The sequence below is a fragment of the Paenibacillus abyssi genome (assembly GCF_014640295.1).
Taxonomy (GTDB): Bacteria; Bacillota; Bacilli; order Paenibacillales; family Paenibacillaceae; genus Paenibacillus_D; species Paenibacillus_D abyssi.
Genome location: NZ_BMGR01000029.1, coordinates 1 through 18,469, shown reverse-complemented (window position 1 = coordinate 18,469; position 18,469 = coordinate 1). Strand labels below are relative to the sequence as shown.

Sequence of the window (18,469 nt, the reverse complement as noted above, 5' to 3'; positions counted from 1 at the left end):
TCGTCTTTTTTGTTCAATCGCTTTTTCATACTTCAAAAATCGGAAGTTATTCAGTGGCCTCGTAAGAATGAGAAGGGTGTATCTTTTTTCTAGACATTATAGAATTTATAAATTTGAACTGTGACCCTTAAGATGGTCACTTTTTTTCAAAGAGTCCATTTTACGGGTCACAGTTCACATATCCGGCGGCCTTTTGTTATTTGCATGCGTTATTTTCTAACTTAACCTCGTTCAAGAAGCTCTCCCAAGCGGACCCGCGTTTGCGTTGTGCCCTCCAGTATGCCCATATCCAAGACGTTATGACATTGTAACTCCTCCTCAAGAATTGGTTATGGCTTTCCTTGTTCTACAATTCCAGCAAGTAGTCCTCCAGATTGTCGAATTCCAATTTTTTCTATTTATGACGTCATATGAGTTTAACAGGGGTTGAAGCGATTTCCAACGCCATTTCGAACTTTCAGGAGCCCGCGCCTAATAATTCGGCAAAACATTAATGGCGATGGGAGCCTTGCCGCCAATACAGGATATTCGGCGTTTCCTTCGCTTGCCGTTAATCTTGCAAAGGATAAATTCATCCCGAGAATGTTCACCATAAGGGGAGATCGGCTGGGATACTCAAATGGCATCATCATTCTTTTGTCACAACGGTGCCCTATCACTTAAAGAAATAAGAAATTATCATCTCCGCGCTGACAGGTATTTCCTCAAACAACTCGAATAGAATAATTTGGTTCAAAAATAGATACCTCGTCGGATGTGGCGGTGCACGAGAAAGCGAATATGCTGAATTCAGAATTTTTAGTCCAATAATAAACCTCTTCCATATAAAATTAGCGTAAAATAGAGCCTAAAGGATAGCGGAGGACGCCACTGTTCGCTCCATTAGGTAAACGCTTTCAATCAGAAAAGAAGCGAGGTATTAATTTTGCTCTTCTTAAAGGACTATTGGAATAGGAGCACCTTGAAACGAAAATTGATCATCACCTTCTTGCCGCTGACGCTCATTCCCATCGTGTCGCTTACACTGCTGTCCAGTTGGATATACAGCAACCAGATGAAGCAAACAATTGATAACAACGTCATTAATACGGTGAATTTGATCAATAATCACTTGGAGACCTATTTGAGCGAGCTTACCCGATTATCGGTACTGCCGTATTACAATGAACAGATCCTAAGCATTATGCAGGAAGAGGGAAGCATCAGCTTCTCCGATGTAACGCAGATTAAGAGGCTGCTGTCACAGGCCATGCGAAATCCAAGGGAAGATTTGCAAAGCGTATTGATCTATCGTAGAGACGGGCAGATTTTCGCCAGTTCGTTATATAACACCGATATTAATTATAATTATCCGTTTCAAGAATCTGCGTTGTATCGGAAGGCGATGGAGGCCAATGGAAGAGTCGTGTTTACGGGCAAAGGGAACGATTCGAGAATCATCAATCGTCCGGAGCCTATCTTTTCCGTCGCCAGAGCGATCAAAATCTATAACGGGCCGTTGCTGGGCGTCATCGTCATTGACGTGAATTTTACGGGGCTCGAGAGCATCTTCTCGAGTGTCAGCTTGGGTGAAGGATCGAATATCGTCGTACTGGATGAAGACAATGAAATTGTGTACAGCAAAAACCGGATGTACCTGGAGGATTTGCCCAAAATCGATACATCACTTAATGCCAGACAACTAATTGAGACAGAAAGCGACAATCTTATCGTGCATCTGATCGATTCGAAGCAGACCGGGTGGACAATTCTAGGCATCGTCTCTGAATCGGAGATCAACCATGAGAAAAATATCGTCTACCAAACGATTCTGATGGTATCGGCCGTTCTCATCGCAGCGATCGTGGCGGTCTCTATCCTGCTGTCGTCGACGATCACAAAGCCGTTGACAAGGCTTCGACAGCTCATGCGGAAAGTCGAGAACGGCGATTTCAATGTATCCTATCAGTCTCTTAGAGGAAATGTGGAAATCAGCCTTGTCGGCAGGGCTTTCAATAAAATGAACAAAAAAATCGATGAATTGATTCATCAGGTGCTTGAAATTCGCCTAAAACAAAAAGAGGCGGAAATCAACAACCTGAAGCTTCAAATCCGGCCCCATTTCTTATTCAACAACCTGGAAGCCATTCGTGCCCTTGCCGAGATTGGTGACAGGAAGGGTATCGTCGAGATTACTTCGGCGCTTGGAGGACTGCTGCGCTACAGCTTGAACAAGCAGAATTCGACGGTCAAAATCGGGGATGAAATCAACCAGATTAAAAACTACCTCAAGATTGAGCAAATCCGTTCCGGTAACCAGCTCCAGGTTGACTATGATTTAGAAGACAGTTTGTTAGATTGCTATACAATACCAATCCTGCTTCAACCCGTCGTTGAAAATTGTATTCTTCACGGCTTCGATCAAATCTCGGGTGCGAAATCGATCCGGATTGCGGTTAGATCGAGCGGGGAGGACATCCTCCTTGAGGTTGCAGATAACGGTGCCGGTATGTTTGAGGAAGCTCTAACAAACTTAAAAGCTTATTTAGAGGATGAAGTGAGCGAGCTCGAATGCCGAAACTTTGGGATCGGGCTCAAGAACCTGCACTCGCGGATCCAATTGGAATACGGGACGAAATACGGACTGACGATAGCTAGCGAGCACGGTAAAGGGATGTCGGTTCAGATCCTGATCCCTAAAGGAAGAGGAAAGGAGTCATCGTAGCATGGCCCATTTACTAGTGGTCGATGATGAATGGCTGATTCGTAAAGGAATCGTCCAGATGGTTGCACGCTTACAACCCGACTGGTCGATCGAAGAAGCGGGCAACGGAAAAGAGGCCATTGAGCGCATCCGTTCGTCTACTTTCGATTTGGTGATCAGCGACATCAAAATGCCCGAAATCGATGGAATCGATATGCTAGAGAGGTTGAACAAAGAAGCCGTTCGCACACCCGTTGTATTTCTTACCGGATACGATGAGTTTCAGCTGATGCGCAACGCCATCCAGTTAAGGGCTTACGATTATTTGCTAAAGCCGGTTCACGACGATGAAATGATCGCGGTGCTTGCGAAGTTCCAGCAAGATTTTATGCACATGAAAGTTCTGACCAACAAACAGCATACGATGCTTGAAAATTTTGAATTCAAGCTTTTGAATGCATTGAACGCTTTCGACGTTGAAGAGGTTTCGTCAATGCTGGAAGAAGGGCTGACGACGCTGAGCGATTGTATAACGATGAAAGAGTATGTAGACGAGATTATTCGGATTACGAACCGCTTTTTCACCAAAAACAGAATCCACGGGTTTGATAAGGAAGTTGCAATGTCTTCGAACGAGATAAGCAACTTGGCTAATCTGCAGCATGCCATTCAAATCCGGCTTGCTTATCTGCGGGACGAGATCCATGCGGGGAACGACAAAATCATTGCCATGGCCAAAGAATATATCGACCGGCACCTGGAGAGGCATGCGCTGTCGCTTACGGAAGTAGCCAATCACGTTCATTTCAACCCTACCTACTTCAGTGAATATTTTAAAGTGCGATGCGGGGAGACATTCAGCCAATACGTCATGCGCAGAAAAATCGAAAAGGCGAAAGCAATGCTGGAGGATCCCGCGAACCGGATTATCGATATTTCCGATACCTTGGGGTATAAGGATCCCAGATCCTTTACAAAGATGTTTAAGCTGATTCTGGGCATGACCCCGAAGGAATACCGGAATCATTTAACGTGAATCAATCGCAGCAAATGATCCGAAAAATTGTCCCTTTTTCCGAAGATGGATGCGTTTTCATTGTGCGCGAATACATGTAAAGTAAAGGCAGATGGTCGCGACATCGACGGATAAGAAAACGAACAATTGGGGGATTAATGCATGAATCGAATGAAAGTTTGGTTAATGGTCGTTCTCACGGTAAGCATTGCTCTATTCACCGCATGTTCATCAAATAATTCCGGCCAGAAGTCATCCGGTAATGACGCCGGATCTTCCAATTCCGAGGAGACAGTGACGATCAACTTTTTCGACTGGACAGACGAGCAGCCATATATGAATCAAGTTGTAAGCGCATTCGAAGAGAAGCACCCCAATATTAAAGTTAATCAAAACTACGTGCCTACCAGTGATTATATTCAAAAAATTCTCGTGAATCTTTCCACCGGCGGCGGGGATATGGACGTATTCGCTACGCAGTCCACGTCGAATCTAGCTGAATACATTTCGAAGGATGTCCTTGAGCCGCTCGACGACATTGCGGGTTCCGAAGCGCTCGCAGGTAATAAAGATACGATCGAGCAGCTCCGGTTCAATGACCATATCTACGGTTTTCCGTACCGCACGAGCAAGTGGGTGCTGTATTACAATAAAGATTTATTCGATCAAGCGGGCATCCCTTATCCGGACAACTCTTGGACATGGGACCGGTACGCGGAAGTAGCGCAGCAGCTTTCGAGCGGAAGCGGCCAAGACCGGATGTACGGTTCGATGAGCTACCAGTCTAACAATACGTGGTGGCGGGTGCTCGCAAATATCCAAGGCGTGAATAATCCGCTCGTTCCGGAAGAACTGGAAACGTTCAAGAAAGCCGCAGAATACTACTACAACCTCACCTATACGCATGGGGCGCAGCAGCCTTTCGGCGAACTGGTCGGGGATGCGGGCAGCGACTTTTCCAGCCGATTCCTGCAAGGCAAAACGGCCATGATGTGGAATGGCGACTGGGCGGTTCAAATGCTCAATGACGAAATCCAGAATAACGGCGTGGAGTTGAACTATGATATCGCTCCGCTGCCGAAATGGGAGGGCTCAGAAACGACGACGACTGGCTCGTTCGCCGTCATCATGGTCAATAAGCAATCGAAGCAGATGGATGCGGCCAAGAAGTTCGCGGAATTTGTGGCATCCGAGGAGGCGGCGAAAATCTTCGTAAGAAACGGCCTGCTGTCGCCTTGGGGCACAGAGGAAGTGAAGGAAGCGTTTCTTGACAGCGTCACAACACCCGAAAGTGTCGGCGTCTTCTCCGATCCGTACGTTGTCATGAGTCAAGTGCCAATGGATCCGCTGTACAACCAGGGCATTAAGATCGTAGAGGAAGAGACTTCGCTGTACTTCCTGCAGGAGCAATCACTCGATGAAGCGTTCCAAAAGATCAAGGATCGCATTGCGAAAGAAGTGAAATAAGAAATGAAATAAAAGGAAAGCCGTGTCGGATAAAACTGCTTGCTGCTTGACAGGCAAGAAGCTTTATCCGCACGGGCTCCTTCCGGTAAAGAGGTGACAACAACCAAATGGCAAAATGGAAATCGTACGGTATCGCTTATTTGTTTCTAGCGCCCAGTTTGATCGGATTGGCGGTCTTCGTGCTGTATCCGATCCTTTATTCTTTCTATTTGAGCTTTATGAAATGGGATGGATTAACGCCGATGTCGTTTATAGGCTTATCCAATTACAAGGATTTATGGACGGACGAAACGTTCAAAATTTCGCTGACCAATAACTTGTACTACACGCTTGTAACCGTTCCGATCACGATCGTACTGTCCATATTATTGGCGCTGCTTATGAATTATAAGGTTCGCGGCATCCAGACCTTCCGTGTGTTGTACTTCTTTCCGAACATTACGGCCTCACTGGCAATCGGCATCATTTGGGCCGCTATGTTCACGCAGTACGGTCCGTTAAACACGATTCTGCGCTTTTTCGGCTATGCCGATCCACCGGCATGGCTAGCATCAACGACTATGGCGCTGCCGGCCATCATGCTGGTCAGCATTTGGAAAGGTGTCGGCTATAATGCCGTCATTTTGTTTGCCGGGCTGCAAGGGGTCCCACGCCACTTGTACGAAGCGGCGGAGCTGGACGGTGCCAACCGGTTCAAGCAATTTATCTACGTGACGCTGCCGGGGCTGTCGCCGGTCATTTTCTTCTGTGTAGTAATGGGCGTGATCGGATCGTTCCAGGTCTTCGATACGGTTATGGCGATGACGCAGGGCGGTCCGGGAAGATCGACGAACGTACTCGTCTTCCACATTTATAATACGGCGTTCCAAAATTACAATTTCGGCTATGCATCGGCCATGTCTTACATTTTGTTTGTCATTATCCTGGTCATTACGTTCATTCAATTGAAAATGCAAAAGCGTTGGGTCACCTATTAAGCGAAAGAGAGGGGCGGTTCCAGTGGAAATGGCAGCTGAGAAGAGCGCCGGAATAACCGGCTATTCCATCAAACGTATCCTTCGAACATTCTTGGTCTATGTTCTGCTTCTGGCTGTGGTCGTCCTGACCGTGTTACCTTTCGTTTGGATGGTGTCGGGCTCCTTAAAAAATCAGGCGACGATCTTTCAAAATACAATGAACCTTATCCCTTCCGAGCCGCTGTGGTCGAATTACAGCGAAGTGTGGAACCGGGTACCGTTTGGGCAATTTTATTGGAATACGATTAAGGTGTCCGTCTTATCGACGGCCGGTTCGCTGATTGCCGCATCGCTGGCCGCATATGCGTTCGCGAAGCTGAGCTTTCCGGGTAGAGATAAATTGTTCCTGCTGTTCCTCGCGACGATGATGATTCCGGGACAGGCGATCATGATACCCCAGTTTACAATTCTGAACGGCATGAATCTCGTCAATACGCATTGGGCGCTTATCCTCCTGAATCTGTTCAACCCGTACGGCGTGTTTTTGCTGCGGCAATTTTTAATTCAGCTGCCGAACGATCTGAACGAATCGGCCCGCATCGACGGCTGCTCTGAATTCGGGATCTTCATGCGGATTGTAATGCCGCTGGCAAAGCCGGCGATCGTCACGCTGGGCGTTTTCAGCTTGTTGTGGTCCTGGAACGACTTTCTGCAGCCGCTTATTTATTTGAGCCAGGAGAGGCTGTTTACGATTCAGCTGGGCATCCGTTATTTTCAGCAGCTGAACGGCGCAAACTACCCGCTCATTATGGCTGCGACCACGATGTCACTGATACCGATCATTGTCATCTATTTATTCGCTCAGCGTTATTTCATCGAAGGAATTGCAATTACGGGAACCAAGGGATAGTTAAAAAGGAGCGTGGAGAAGATGCCTGAATCAAACAGTAAATTACGCGTGCGCGAGGTGATCTCGTTTGACAAAAATTGGAGGTTTAGTAAGGACGACCCGGAGGGTGCCGAAACCGGCGGATTCGACGACAGCGATTGGCGGACGTTAAACGTTCCGCATGACTGGAGTATTGAAGAACCGTTCGATCCCGATATGGAAAGCGGCGGGACGCAAGGTTACTTGCCGCGCCGAGCCGTCGCCTGGTACAGGAAAAGGTTTACGCTGCCTTCCGGGCAGCGGGCCAAGCGGATCGCGGTCCGCTTCGACGGCGTACATAACCACAGCCAGGTTTGGGTTAACGGCGTTTGCGTGGGCTACAGACCGTACGGGTATGTGAGCTATCAATATGACATTACCCCTTATTTAGTGGAAGATGGGGAAAATGTGATCGCCGTGAAAGTGGATAATACGAGCCCGCTGACGGATCGCTGGTACTCAGGATCGGGCATCTACAGGCATGTTTGGCTGGTCGTCACGGAGCCGCTTCATGTTGTCCCGTGGGGGACATATGTGACAGCCTCGGGGATTTCCGCGGAAGCGGCGACACTTCATGTTCAAACGGAATTTGTCAATCACTTCGACCGCCGCTCCGAGTGCGAGGTACTCACACAGGTGAGAGATGAGGCGGGACATATCATTGCCGAGCAAAAAAAGCCGCATGTCCTTGAGCCGGGTGAGCGCGGAACGGTACATCAATCGCTGCAGCTCGAGAGTCCGAAGCTGTGGTCTCCGGACACGCCGGATCTTTATGAGGTCTATTCATCGATCATTATGAACGGCGAGGCCGTGGACGATGAGGTTACTGCGATCGGCATCCGGGAGGCCGTGTTCGATAACGGCCGCGGGTTCCTGCTGAACGGCAAGCCTTTGAAGCTGAAGGGCGTGTGCCTCCACCATGACCTCGGGAGCTTAGGGGCGGCCTTCCATGAGCGGGCGATGGAGCGCAGGCACCGCGTCTTGAAAGAAATGGGCTGCAATGCGATCCGCTTCGCGCATAACCCGATGGCGCCGGAGCTGCTGGATATATGCGACCGCATGGGATTCCTGGTCATCGATGAAGCGTTCGACAAGTGGAAATCGCTCTCATACGAGCCGATCTTCGATCAGTGGTGGAAGCTGGACCTGGAGGCAATGATTCGCAGCGACCGAAACCATGCCTGCGTCATTCTGTGGAGTGTCGGCAATGAGGTGGAGAGGCAAGGCTCACCGGAGATGATCGATATCCTGGCGAGGCTGGCGGCGTATTGCCGCGAGCTGGATCCGTCCAGACCGGTGACCTGCGCGTTTGAGCCGCATAACTGGCCGAGAACGCTGTTCCACGGTCCGATTGAGGAAAAGGTCAAGGTGATGAAGACACTGGCGGAGCATGTGGACATTCTCGCCTTGAACTACCAGGAGCAGTGGTATGAGCATTACCGGGAAGCGATCCCGGATAAATTGATCTTAGGCGCGGAGTCGTTCCCCTACTTCCGGGGGAATGGAAACGTGCTGAAGTCGTTCGTTCCGATGAATCCCTGGTTTGATGTCACAAATCATGATTACGTCGTCGGGCAGTTTGTCTGGCCGGGGATCGACTATTTGGGGGAAACCAGCTTTCCGTACAAAGGCTGGAATGCCGGCTTGATCGATACGTGCGGCTTCCGCAAGCCGATCTCCTACCTGCATGAAAGCTTGTGGTCCGATCGGCCGATGGTTCGTATCGCCGTATTGGACGACTCCCTGCCTGTCAGAAACCCGGCGCGTTGGACGGCCCATTGGCATGCGCCCAAGATGATCTCGGGCTGGACGTATCCGGGGCACGAAAACCAGCTCCTTCAGCTTGCTACGTTCACGAACTGCGAGAGCGTCGAGCTGGTGTTGAACGGCGAGTCGCTCGGCGTGAAGAATCTGGAGGATTTTCCGAACCATATCATGACGTGGTTCGTCCCTTACGCGCAAGGCACCCTGGAGGCGATCGGAAGGACGAACGGCGAACTTTGCGCGACGCATCAGCTGAGGACGGCAGGTGCCGCCCACCGCGTGGCGCTTCGGCCGGAACGGGAAGAATTGACGGCGGACGGGATCGATCTTGTCCATGTGGAAGTGAATATCGTCGACGCGGATGGTATTCTTGTGCCGAACGCGGAAGTGAAGGTCGAGTTTGAATTGGCCGGCGAAGGCCGCATCGTCGGAATCGACAGCGGGAATTTGGCGAGTGACGAACCGTATCAGGGAATGGCCCGAACGACCTTTTTCGGAAAATGCCTGGTGATTATCCAGAGCTCGGAGATGCCTGGAACGATAGAGCTGCGCGCCCGTGCCGACGGATTATTCGCAGATACCGCCATCATCGCAACTTATAACGTCCATTAAATTCTCGAAGGAGTTTGACGTCGATGAACACCACCATCCAGAACGTCATTAATTGGCTCAGTTTTTTAGATTGATCAAATCGGTCGAATTCTCCTAATTCCGATAAAATTGTTGCAGCAATTTTATGGCTAATGCCGGGAATCGACTGGATTAAATCATATGCTTGAATTTCTTCAGCTAATGCATCTATGTTTTCTTCCAACCCAGTTAGATGCTCCTGGTACTGAAGAATGAGTGCAATCAAAATTCTGAATCCTTAATTTTAGATTTAAGCGTCTCTTCGTCCGTTTGGAGTACCATATATGGGGTAGGGAACTTATTTAAGAATCGAAGTGAGATGCTTGAATACATAGCCCCAAAGACACCTTTGTACGCAGGAAAAACTTGATCCAGAACAGCTTGGAACTGCAATAGGAAATAATGATAATTTCACGTCGCAAATAAATTATGGGGCTTGAGTAAATCAAGCCTCTTTCTTATGACACCTCATTATTGAGCTAACTGGACAGTGATGTGTAATGCCTTAGATATTGGACTTCCTTTGTCTATAAATCCTTGGTATTATAAGTATACTTATTAAACATATTTAATAAGTGTATGGATTAGAGGTGATGTCTTTGTGAGCGAAAGGTTTTCGATGCCGAAAGAAATGAAAAAGGTGATTCTGCAAGGTATTCGTAAAACGCTGTTAGCGGACGGAAGTACAACGAAAGTGGAGTTAAGCTATAAGCTGGGAATCAGTTTTCCAACAGTCAGCAAGTTAGTGGCACAAATGGAGAAGAAAGGAGAATTGATGTCCGTCGGTCTCGACGACTCGAGTGGCGGTAGAAGGGCTCGGCGTTACGCTTATAACCCAGATTATCAGCTGATTGCTATTCTCTTTCTTGAGCAAACAGAAACGCAATACATGATTTATAACGTATCGGGAGAAGTGAAAGAACGAGGAAGCTGTTCTGGTTTTCTTCAGGACGGTATCGAGGCGCTGACCGATCAAATCGAGTCTCTGATCGACCGACACCCAGGGATTCGTTCGCTGGCTTTCGGCGTACCGGGCTCGGTCAACAATGGGCGAATTATCTATATCCCGGGGTACGAGAAGTTTCATTATTTTGATTTGAAAAGTGCAATCGAAGCAAGGTTTGGTCTACCTGTCGTCGTCGAGAACGATATGAATGCTGCCGTCTTGGGCTATTACAAAAAGATGGAATTCAGGAATGACGAATCCTTGATTTACCTGTACTTTGGACAAAACGGTCCGGGTGCAGGCATCCTGGTGAACGGGAACGTCGTTCGAGGAAGTACATCATTTTCGGGAGAAGTGTCCTTCGTTCCCCTATACGATAACCGAAGTTTTCAAGAAGCGATTATAAACGCAGAAGGAACGGTCACTGTCATGCGAGAGGGCATCGGGGCGGATGCCGTAAGCCGTTTGGTTGCGGCTTTTACGGCGATTCTGAACCCCAATGCGGTGATTTTTGTTCGCGACGAGGTGAACACGGAACTTCTAAAATCAATCGAATTAAGGAGCGCTTCCTACATTGCTAAGGAGCATCTCCCTAAGCTCATTGTGAGCGACTGGAAAGAAGATTACTTGAACGGATTGAAAAGGCTGGGGCTGGATCTCATGATTCGCACAAACGACGATTGAATTTTATATGGAGGCGCAAAGAATGGGTACGTTTTTGTTATTGATTATTTATTTGGCGTTTATCAGCCTTGGTTTGCCCGATTCTTTGCTCGGTGCATCATGGCCAGTAATGCGGCAAGAGCTAGCTGTGCAGATGGGAATGGCAGGATTGTTGTCGATGACGATTACTGTCGGCACAATAGTTTCAAGCTTGGTAAGCGGAGCCCTCGTGAGCCGATTTGGCACGGGCCTTGTTACGTTGGCGAGTTGTATCTTGACAGCCGGCGCGTTATTAGGATTTTCATATGCGCCTTCGATTGTTTGGCTGATTGCCTGCGCGATCCCGCTTGGTCTTGGAGGAGGCGCCGTTGATGCCGCACTCAATCACTACGTGGCGGCGCGTTATAAAGCTCATCATATGAGCTGGCTGCATTGCTTTTGGGGTGTCGGGGCGACGGCAGGGCCGGTGATTATGGCCGCCTTTTTATCCGGAAATTCTTCTTGGAGAGAGGGATATCTTGCCGTAGGCGGTTTACAGTTCGCTTTGGTCGTCCTGCTTTTCGTTACGCTGCCATTGTGGGGATACCTGGCCAAGAAGCAAGAAGTTGTTCAGGGAGTGCAGCAAACGGAAGCGGAAGCGTCACTCGATGACACTGTGACGCAAAAATCACAGCGGGCGAAGGGCGTTAAGTATGCTTTAGCAACGTTTTTATTCTACTGCGGGGTCGAGGCTACGGTCGGCCTTTGGGGCAGTAGTTATTTAGTAAGAATGAGAGGATTGTCTGTCGAGGATGCTGCGTTGTGGGTTTCAATGTATTATGCCGGCATCACAATCGGAAGGCTCATCACCGGTTTTATCACCTTTAAGGTAAGCAGTCAACTGCTCATCCGAACGGGACAGATCACAGCCCTTGCAGGTGGACTACTTCTGTTGCTCCCGCTTCCAGCCGGTTTCGCGCTTGGCGGATTACTCATTACGGGACTGGGACTTGCACCGATATTCCCGTGTATGTTGCATGAGACCCCAACCCGATTCGGCGAGGTGCATGCCGGGAGGGTCATGGGTTACCAGATGGCTCTCGCCTACACAGGAACCACATTGTTGCCTCCTCTTCTCGGACTCCTTGCCGGGTTTTCGACGATCGGAATTTTCCCGCTTTATATCGTCGTTATGGCGGCTGCCATGTTGTTATTCTCGGAGCGATTAAACAAGCTGCTAAGACGGAACGAACCCATTGATACCGGTTCGCTGAACTAAACATTCCTGTTGGGCCTAAGAAATGGGCTTTGTAAAAAAGGGAGCGCCTCGGTATGATGGGTTTGTCGACAACACATCAAGGAGGCGCTCTTACTATGAAGTTTAAGCAATCTGACGCACAAGATCACGAATTGAACGAATAACCACCTCGCATCTAGTCGTTGGGATCGACATGGCAAAAGAAACGCATGTCGCAAAAGCTACGAACTTCCGTGGTATCGTGGTTTCGAAACGACATCTCTCATTTTCCAATAGTATTGAAGGGTTTTCGAAATTGAGCCGTTGGATGGCCGAATTGCAACAGAAACATCGGTTAAAGATGCTTATCATTGGCATGGAGCCGACCGGCCATTACTGGTTTAACCTGGCCAATTGGCTATCAGATAAAGGATTACACGTAGTCATGGTTAACGCTGCCACGACGAAGAGAAACAAAGAAAACCGGGATAACAGCCCCTCAAAGAATGACCCTAAAGATGCTCTTGTCATCGCAGATTAAGTCAGTCGTGGCTTCTACTATGGGTAACGTCAGGAAAACGAAAGGGATGAATTGTTCTTTCGAAACGAGGAGACTCAGCCTTGCGAAAATATCTTTATCTCGCGACGGTTCAGCTCGTGTGGAACAACCCAGTTTTCCGCCATCTGCATATAACTCAACTGATGGTTGAATTATATAAAAACTCAATTTAGAAGTTATTGTTGATTCCAAGCGACGACAATACAATTGGAATTACAAGGAGCGTGAAAAATCATGAAAGAACAATTAGCAAGAAACATAAGCAGATATCGAAAGGAACGGGGATTTACACAAGAAGAACTTGCCCAGAGACTAGGGCTTAGCTTTCAAAGCTATTTCTAAGAATACAAAACACAGGAATATTATTGGGGCATTGAGCCTAATTCGGCATGCTATCAAACCATTCAGTTAATGCCGCCTACAAAGCATTTAAAGCTTTTGGACATAGGTTGTGGTGAAGGGAAAGATGCTGTATTTTTTGCAAGGAATGGTTATGATGTTACCGCATTCGATATATCGGATGCTGGGGTAGAAAAGACAAAGAGACTGGCTGACAAAATAGGTGTGCATGTTAATGTATTTAAAGCGGATATTTTGGATTTCCGTTTGGATTCTTATTTCGATGTAATTTATTCAAGCGGTGTTCTAAACTATATAAAGCCTGAGTATCGTGACGAAATATTTAGAAATTATAAACAGTATACTAACCCATATGGAGTCCATGTCCTAAATGTATTTGTAAATAAGCCTTTTATCGCACCTCCACCTGAAAAGGAATCAAATTCATTTATGTGGCGTTCAGGCGAACTACTTACGCATTATCAGGACTGGTTTATAAAGGATAGCTCGGAAATTGTGTTTGATTGCAATTCATCAGGGATTCCTCACAAACATGCAATGACTAAACTTATTGCACAAAAAATTATCAAGTTAGATTGAACTCCTAACGGGGAACTTTAGATAAATGATCCAGGGAACAGATTGGCGCCTCGGCAGCTACTTTTCTGTCTTAAGTTAAAGGGCAGCATTCTTCAACAGTTAATTGCTCCAATGTAGTAAAATATGTACCTACATTCTAAGGGATAAGGTGAATAGAATGAATCCTGACCTAATGATAAGACTAGCAAACGAAACCGATGCAGAAGAACTTTCGAGGCTTAATCAAGAGTTTAACGGTGGTGAAAAAAGACCTCCAGAGCGGATAATTGAACGCATAAGAATAAATCATAGCGAGATAATTGCCGTAGCAGAAATACGTGGTAAAATCGTTGGTTTTGGCTGTGCTCAGAGCTTTTATTCATTTTGTTATGAATTTCCATACGGAGAAATCACCGAACTTTATGTAGAAGAAGCCGCTCGCAGAAAGGGTATTGGAATTGCTATAATTTCTTTTCTGGAAGTAAACCTGAGAGAACGTGGGGTTAAAAGTATGAAGGTGCTGACAGGAAGAAGGAATAACGCAGCAATTAAAACGTACGAACGTTGTGATTATGTTAAAGATGATGAACAATTATTGAAGAAGAGGTTTGCGGATTAAGCTAACGGCGGGTGGCCGAAGCGATCGGCTGCCTTCTCCACGCGAACGGGTAGGATAACTCAATAATTTCTATTGTATATTAATGCGTGTATATGTATAATAATACAAATTTTAAGTGGTAAGGGGTGGAAAAGTGAAATATAAAATATTTGTGGATGGTCAAGAAGGTACAACAGGTCCAAAAATACACGATTACTTATCTAAGATTGCTGACATAGAAGTAATGAAAATTGAATCGGAAAAACGTAAAGATTATAAAGCGCGCAGAGCTTTAATAAATGAAGCTGATGTCGTATTCCTATGCCTTCCGGATGATGCTTCTAAGGATGCTGTATCTATGGTAAGTAATAATAAGACCAAACTTATTGATGCCAGTACGGCGTTTAGGACCGACCAGGATTGGACGTATGGATTACCAGAATTACATAAAAATCAAAGAAGTAAAATCCAAAGTTCATCTCGGGTAGCTGTCCCAGGATGTCATGCGACGGGGTTTATTTTAGCTATAAACCCTTTGGTAGGAGAAGGAATTATCCCGAGGGATTACCCTATGTCTTGTTATGCGCTTACAGGATATAGTGGTGGAGGTAAGAAGCTTATATCCCAATATCAGAACTCAAATAAAGAACAGCTTTTCGCACCAAGACAATATGCACTTAACCTGAACCATAAGCATCTCCCAGAAATGCGGCTTTTTTCTGGGTTAAACTCAGCACCACTTTTCACTCCAATAGTCGGAAACTATTATCAGGGCGATGCAGTTAGTATCCCTCTCTTACCAAGGATGTTTATAAAAAAAATGACGGCAAGAGATGTTCAAGAACTACTTGCTTCTTATTATAAAGATGAACGTTTTGTTCGAGTTGCCCCATTTGACTCTGAGGCATATCTTGAAGAAGGTTTTTTTAATCTCATGAAATGCAACAATACAAATTATTTGGATATATTTGTTTTTGGTCATGATGATCAAATTTTACTTGTTTCAAGATTTGATAATTTAGGAAAAGGCGCCTCGGGTGCAGCTATTCAGAATATGAACATAATGCTTGGGTTTGATGAGGGTGTGGGACTAGAATAGTGGAATAATTCCTTCGTTAAACAAACGGGAAACGATAGTTAAATAAAGGAAACTGACGGGGCTGCCACGAATATGTTTGGCAGCATCGTTAAGCTATTGATCTAAAGGCCGTGAACCTATCGTTATATACAAAAAAGATTACAGTTATCGATAAATCGGCTTCATGCAAATGTTATCCGCTCCATTTGAAACAGTGATCCATGAAGTAATTTCGAGTTCTAAACATATTATTTTAGGGACAATTTGTGTGGACAGTCATCCGAGCATTGACAAGATAAAGGAACTATCTGGGATAAGACTTTATCATCTGAGTGAAAAGAATCGTGAGGTGATAACAGAACGAATAACAAATGATATCCATAAATTCTTGTAAGAGGATGGAGGACGAGGAGATGGTTCCAAAACATATCGTTTCTGCGGCAACGATTGTGCTTAATGAAAGTAACGAAATATTATTAATTAAAGGACCAAGACGAGGCTGGGAAATGCCAGGTGGGCAGGTTGAAGAAGGCGAATCGTTGAAAGATGCAGCGATCAGGGAAACAAAGGAAGAGAGTGGCTTAGATATACAAGTAACAAAGTTTTGCGGTGTTTTTCAAAATGTAAGCGGGTGCATTTGTAACACTCTTTTTTTAGGTAGACCAATCGGAGGAGATTTAACAACGACACCTGAGGCTTTGGAAGTAGGATTTTTCCCAATCGAAACTGCTCTAGAGATGGTGACTTGGAAAAATTTCAGGCAGAGAATAGAATTTTGTTTAAATGAAGAACTTCATCCATTTTATGTTGAATTTTGACGATTCCTAACGTAGAACGATAGCTCAACAAATAACGGCAGTCTAGGACGGTGTTATCCCGGCATTATACCGTTGTGAGTTGTAATTCAGCTTGGATTCGGAACGTAATTTTTGCACAACAATGTCAGTCCTGATGATCAAGACACCTTGATAGATCAAAACTCGAATAAGTCTAACAAATCGTCTTGCATTGGAGAATATAGGATGCGACTGTTAGCTGAACCTTCGAATAATGCGTTTAGTGAGCTAAATGACTATACGCCATTTGCTAACACATACTCACGGTCTCCACGGTAGTGATTATCCGAAAAAAATTTTTTCCCCCAGGAACTGACTGGAAGTATAACAATGCAGGTGTTAGTTTGCTCATTAAAATTGTTCAAAAGGTAATCTCTTTGTTAGTACAAGGGAATTAGCCTATTGGGGTTATATTCACTTAACAAAAGGAAAAGTTAATGGAACGCAATTTATTCGACATTACCACGCAATGGATTTTTTTGGTGGATCCAGGATGAGCCCCGACCTTTTTCGGAATCAGGACACCAGCTCTCCAAAAATGCTTATCAGTCACTTGGTTTATATGGAAATACCGTAATCACGCATAAATATCAACAAATCGATGGAGGTGCATAACAGATATGAGTAATCAATCATCCACCGGCAAGCTGCAGCACCAATTTGAATTTGGCCTATACACCTTCGGGGAGCTGTTGCCCGATCCGCAAACAGGTAAGACGATCAGTGCGAGGCAGCGTCTCGCTGAGATCATCGAAGCGGCGAAGCTGGCGGACGAGGCGGGCCTGGATGTGTTCGGTCTAGGGGAGCATCACCGTTTGGACTTCGCGGTGTCGGCCCCGCCGGTCGTCATGGCGGCAATCGCCCAGGTGACAAAACGCATCCGCCTGACGACGGCGACAACAGTATTAAGCACGGTAGATCCGGTGAGGTTATTCGAGGACTTCGCAACGCTGGATCTGCTCTCGGATGGTCGGGCGGAGATTACGGCTGGTCGCGGCGCGTTCGTGGAGTCGTTCCCGCTGTTCGGTTACGATCTCAATGACTACGAAGAATTGTTCGCCGAGAAAATCGAATTGCTTCTCCAGCTCGCTGCGGAGGATCGGGTTACATGGAACGGCCGGTTCCGACCTCCGCTACAGAAGGCGGAGATCGCGCCACGTCCTCTGCAGCACCCGCTGCCAGTCTGGATCGGAGTCGGGGGCACCATGGAGAGCGCGGCGAGGGCCGGCCGCCTAGGATTGCCGATGGCGATGGCGATGCTGAGCGGTGATCCATCCTTCTTTAAGGCGCGGGTGGACCTCTACAAGCAGTCGTTTCGCGATGCAGGGCACGATCCAACGCAGATGCGCATTTCCGTTAACAGTCATGGCTATCTTGCGAAAACGCCTCAGCAGGCGCTGGATGAATTCCATCCGCACTACCTAAACTACTGGGCGCCGTTGATGCGGGAGCGGGGCCGAAGCTTCAATTTGCCGCGTTCCGGCTTCGACAACTATGTTCGGCCGGATGAGGGACTCGCCGTCGGCAGCCCGGAGCAGCTTGTGGAGAAAATCCTCTATCAACATGAGCTGTTCGGCCATCATCGGTTCGTCGCCCAGATCGATATCGGCGCTCAGCCCTTCGCACGAGTCGTAAAGGCGATCGAGCTGCTGGCGACGGAGGTCGCACCTGTGGTGCGGCGGGAGCTCAATCGGAACAGCTTATAAAAGAATTATTGAACTAATGTGCAACACTTACGCAATAAACAGATTAACCCCTCCCTTTTCATGTAATCGGGAGGGTTTTCCTATGAAGTTAGTGAACCACGGAAGCTGTATGGAGCAGATAAACGGATTCAGGGACTCGGTTCGAATGCATTAAACAAATAATTCGGATGATTAACACAACCGAGTTAATGGAGAGTATGGCATCTCCGAGAACTTTTTATTCTTATTGAAGTGTGGTTGAATATCAGAAATATTTACCAGTTGACCATCTGTATTTTTAAGAGTATTCTATTAATCCGGCCACTGAATGAAATGTTGGCTGATAGAACTTTCAACTAAACAATCCGATCAACGTTAAATGTATTTACGATTGGTGAAATAAACAGTTGACATTGATAGAGTAAACATGATATATTCTAATTCCGGTCGCGAAACGGCTGGAACAAAGAAAAGAAATGAATTTGTTCTTTGAAAACTGAACAACGAGCGAAATGCCCTATAGCTCA

13 protein-coding genes and 4 pseudogenes are annotated in these 18,469 nt (G+C 46.7%); 16 read left to right on the top strand and 1 reads right to left on the bottom strand.

What is annotated here, in order from left to right:
- Window positions 1–413: 413 nt before the first annotated feature.
- The 7 genes and pseudogenes from IEW11_RS24635 to IEW11_RS24605 all read left to right on the top strand — a co-directional run.
- Window positions 414–636: pseudogene (locus tag IEW11_RS24635) on the top strand (amino acid permease); the annotation flags it as partial.
- 325 nt (window positions 637–961) lie between these two features.
- A complete protein-coding gene (locus IEW11_RS24630; RefSeq protein WP_188533752.1) occupies window positions 962–2,704 on the top strand; it encodes a cache domain-containing sensor histidine kinase in 1,743 nt (580 codons plus the stop codon).
- 1 nt (window position 2,705) lies between these two features.
- Window positions 2,706–3,719: a response regulator transcription factor gene (locus IEW11_RS24625; protein WP_188533751.1), complete on the top strand. Its 1,014-nt coding sequence runs from the start codon at window positions 2,706–2,708 to the stop codon at window positions 3,717–3,719.
- A 141-nt stretch (window positions 3,720–3,860) separates the two neighbouring features.
- The gene (locus IEW11_RS24620) at window positions 3,861–5,165 is read left to right on the top strand and encodes an ABC transporter substrate-binding protein (RefSeq protein ID WP_188533750.1); all 1,305 of its coding nucleotides are present in this window, start codon (window positions 3,861–3,863) and stop codon (window positions 5,163–5,165) included.
- 107 nt (window positions 5,166–5,272) lie between these two features.
- Complete coding sequence (locus IEW11_RS24615) at window positions 5,273–6,142, top strand: carbohydrate ABC transporter permease (RefSeq protein ID WP_188533749.1); 870 nt, start codon at window positions 5,273–5,275, stop codon at window positions 6,140–6,142.
- 28 nt (window positions 6,143–6,170) lie between these two features.
- A complete protein-coding gene (locus IEW11_RS24610) occupies window positions 6,171–7,031 on the top strand; it encodes a carbohydrate ABC transporter permease (protein WP_188533753.1) in 861 nt (286 codons plus the stop codon).
- 21 nt (window positions 7,032–7,052) lie between these two features.
- Window positions 7,053–9,425, top strand: a complete 2,373-nt coding sequence (locus tag IEW11_RS24605; protein ID WP_188533748.1) for a glycoside hydrolase family 2 TIM barrel-domain containing protein — start codon at window positions 7,053–7,055, stop codon at window positions 9,423–9,425.
- 58 nt (window positions 9,426–9,483) lie between these two features.
- On the opposite strand, the pseudogene IEW11_RS25420 reads toward IEW11_RS24605, so the two are convergent.
- Window positions 9,484–9,836 (bottom strand): annotated as a pseudogene (locus tag IEW11_RS25420) (transposase); the annotation flags it as partial.
- A gap of 208 nt (window positions 9,837–10,044) precedes the next feature.
- Here IEW11_RS25420 and IEW11_RS24595 point away from each other — a divergent pair.
- From IEW11_RS24595 to IEW11_RS24555, 9 genes and pseudogenes are all read left to right on the top strand, one after another.
- Window positions 10,045–11,073 carry an ROK family transcriptional regulator gene (locus IEW11_RS24595; protein WP_188533747.1) on the top strand — a complete coding sequence of 343 codons (1,029 nt, stop codon included), beginning with the start codon at window positions 10,045–10,047 and terminating at the stop codon, window positions 11,071–11,073.
- A gap of 22 nt (window positions 11,074–11,095) precedes the next feature.
- Window positions 11,096–12,310: an MFS transporter gene (locus IEW11_RS24590; protein WP_188533746.1), complete on the top strand. Its 1,215-nt coding sequence runs from the start codon at window positions 11,096–11,098 to the stop codon at window positions 12,308–12,310.
- 95 nt (window positions 12,311–12,405) lie between these two features.
- Window positions 12,406–12,806 (top strand): annotated as a pseudogene (locus IEW11_RS24585) (IS110 family transposase); the annotation flags it as partial.
- Between the two features lie 255 nt (window positions 12,807–13,061).
- Window positions 13,062–13,766: pseudogene (locus IEW11_RS24580) on the top strand (methyltransferase domain-containing protein).
- A 157-nt stretch (window positions 13,767–13,923) separates the two neighbouring features.
- Window positions 13,924–14,364 (top strand): GNAT family N-acetyltransferase, encoded by a 441-nt coding sequence (locus IEW11_RS24575; RefSeq protein WP_188533745.1) that lies wholly within the window; start codon window positions 13,924–13,926, stop codon window positions 14,362–14,364.
- A 133-nt stretch (window positions 14,365–14,497) separates the two neighbouring features.
- Window positions 14,498–15,442 carry an N-acetyl-gamma-glutamyl-phosphate reductase gene (gene argC, locus IEW11_RS24570; RefSeq protein ID WP_188533744.1) on the top strand — a complete coding sequence of 315 codons (945 nt, stop codon included), beginning with the start codon at window positions 14,498–14,500 and terminating at the stop codon, window positions 15,440–15,442.
- A gap of 163 nt (window positions 15,443–15,605) precedes the next feature.
- Window positions 15,606–15,815, top strand: coding sequence for a nucleoside-triphosphatase (locus IEW11_RS25415; protein WP_188533743.1), 210 nt, complete (start codon window positions 15,606–15,608; stop codon window positions 15,813–15,815).
- Window positions 15,816–15,834: 19 nt separating this feature from the next.
- On the top strand, window positions 15,835–16,239 hold the full coding sequence (locus IEW11_RS24560) for an NUDIX hydrolase (protein ID WP_188533742.1): 405 nt from the start codon (window positions 15,835–15,837) through the stop codon (window positions 16,237–16,239).
- Window positions 16,240–16,877: 638 nt separating this feature from the next.
- Complete coding sequence (locus IEW11_RS24555) at window positions 16,878–17,963, top strand: LLM class flavin-dependent oxidoreductase (protein WP_188533741.1); 1,086 nt, start codon at window positions 16,878–16,880, stop codon at window positions 17,961–17,963.
- The last annotated feature ends 506 nt before the right edge of the window (window positions 17,964–18,469 follow it).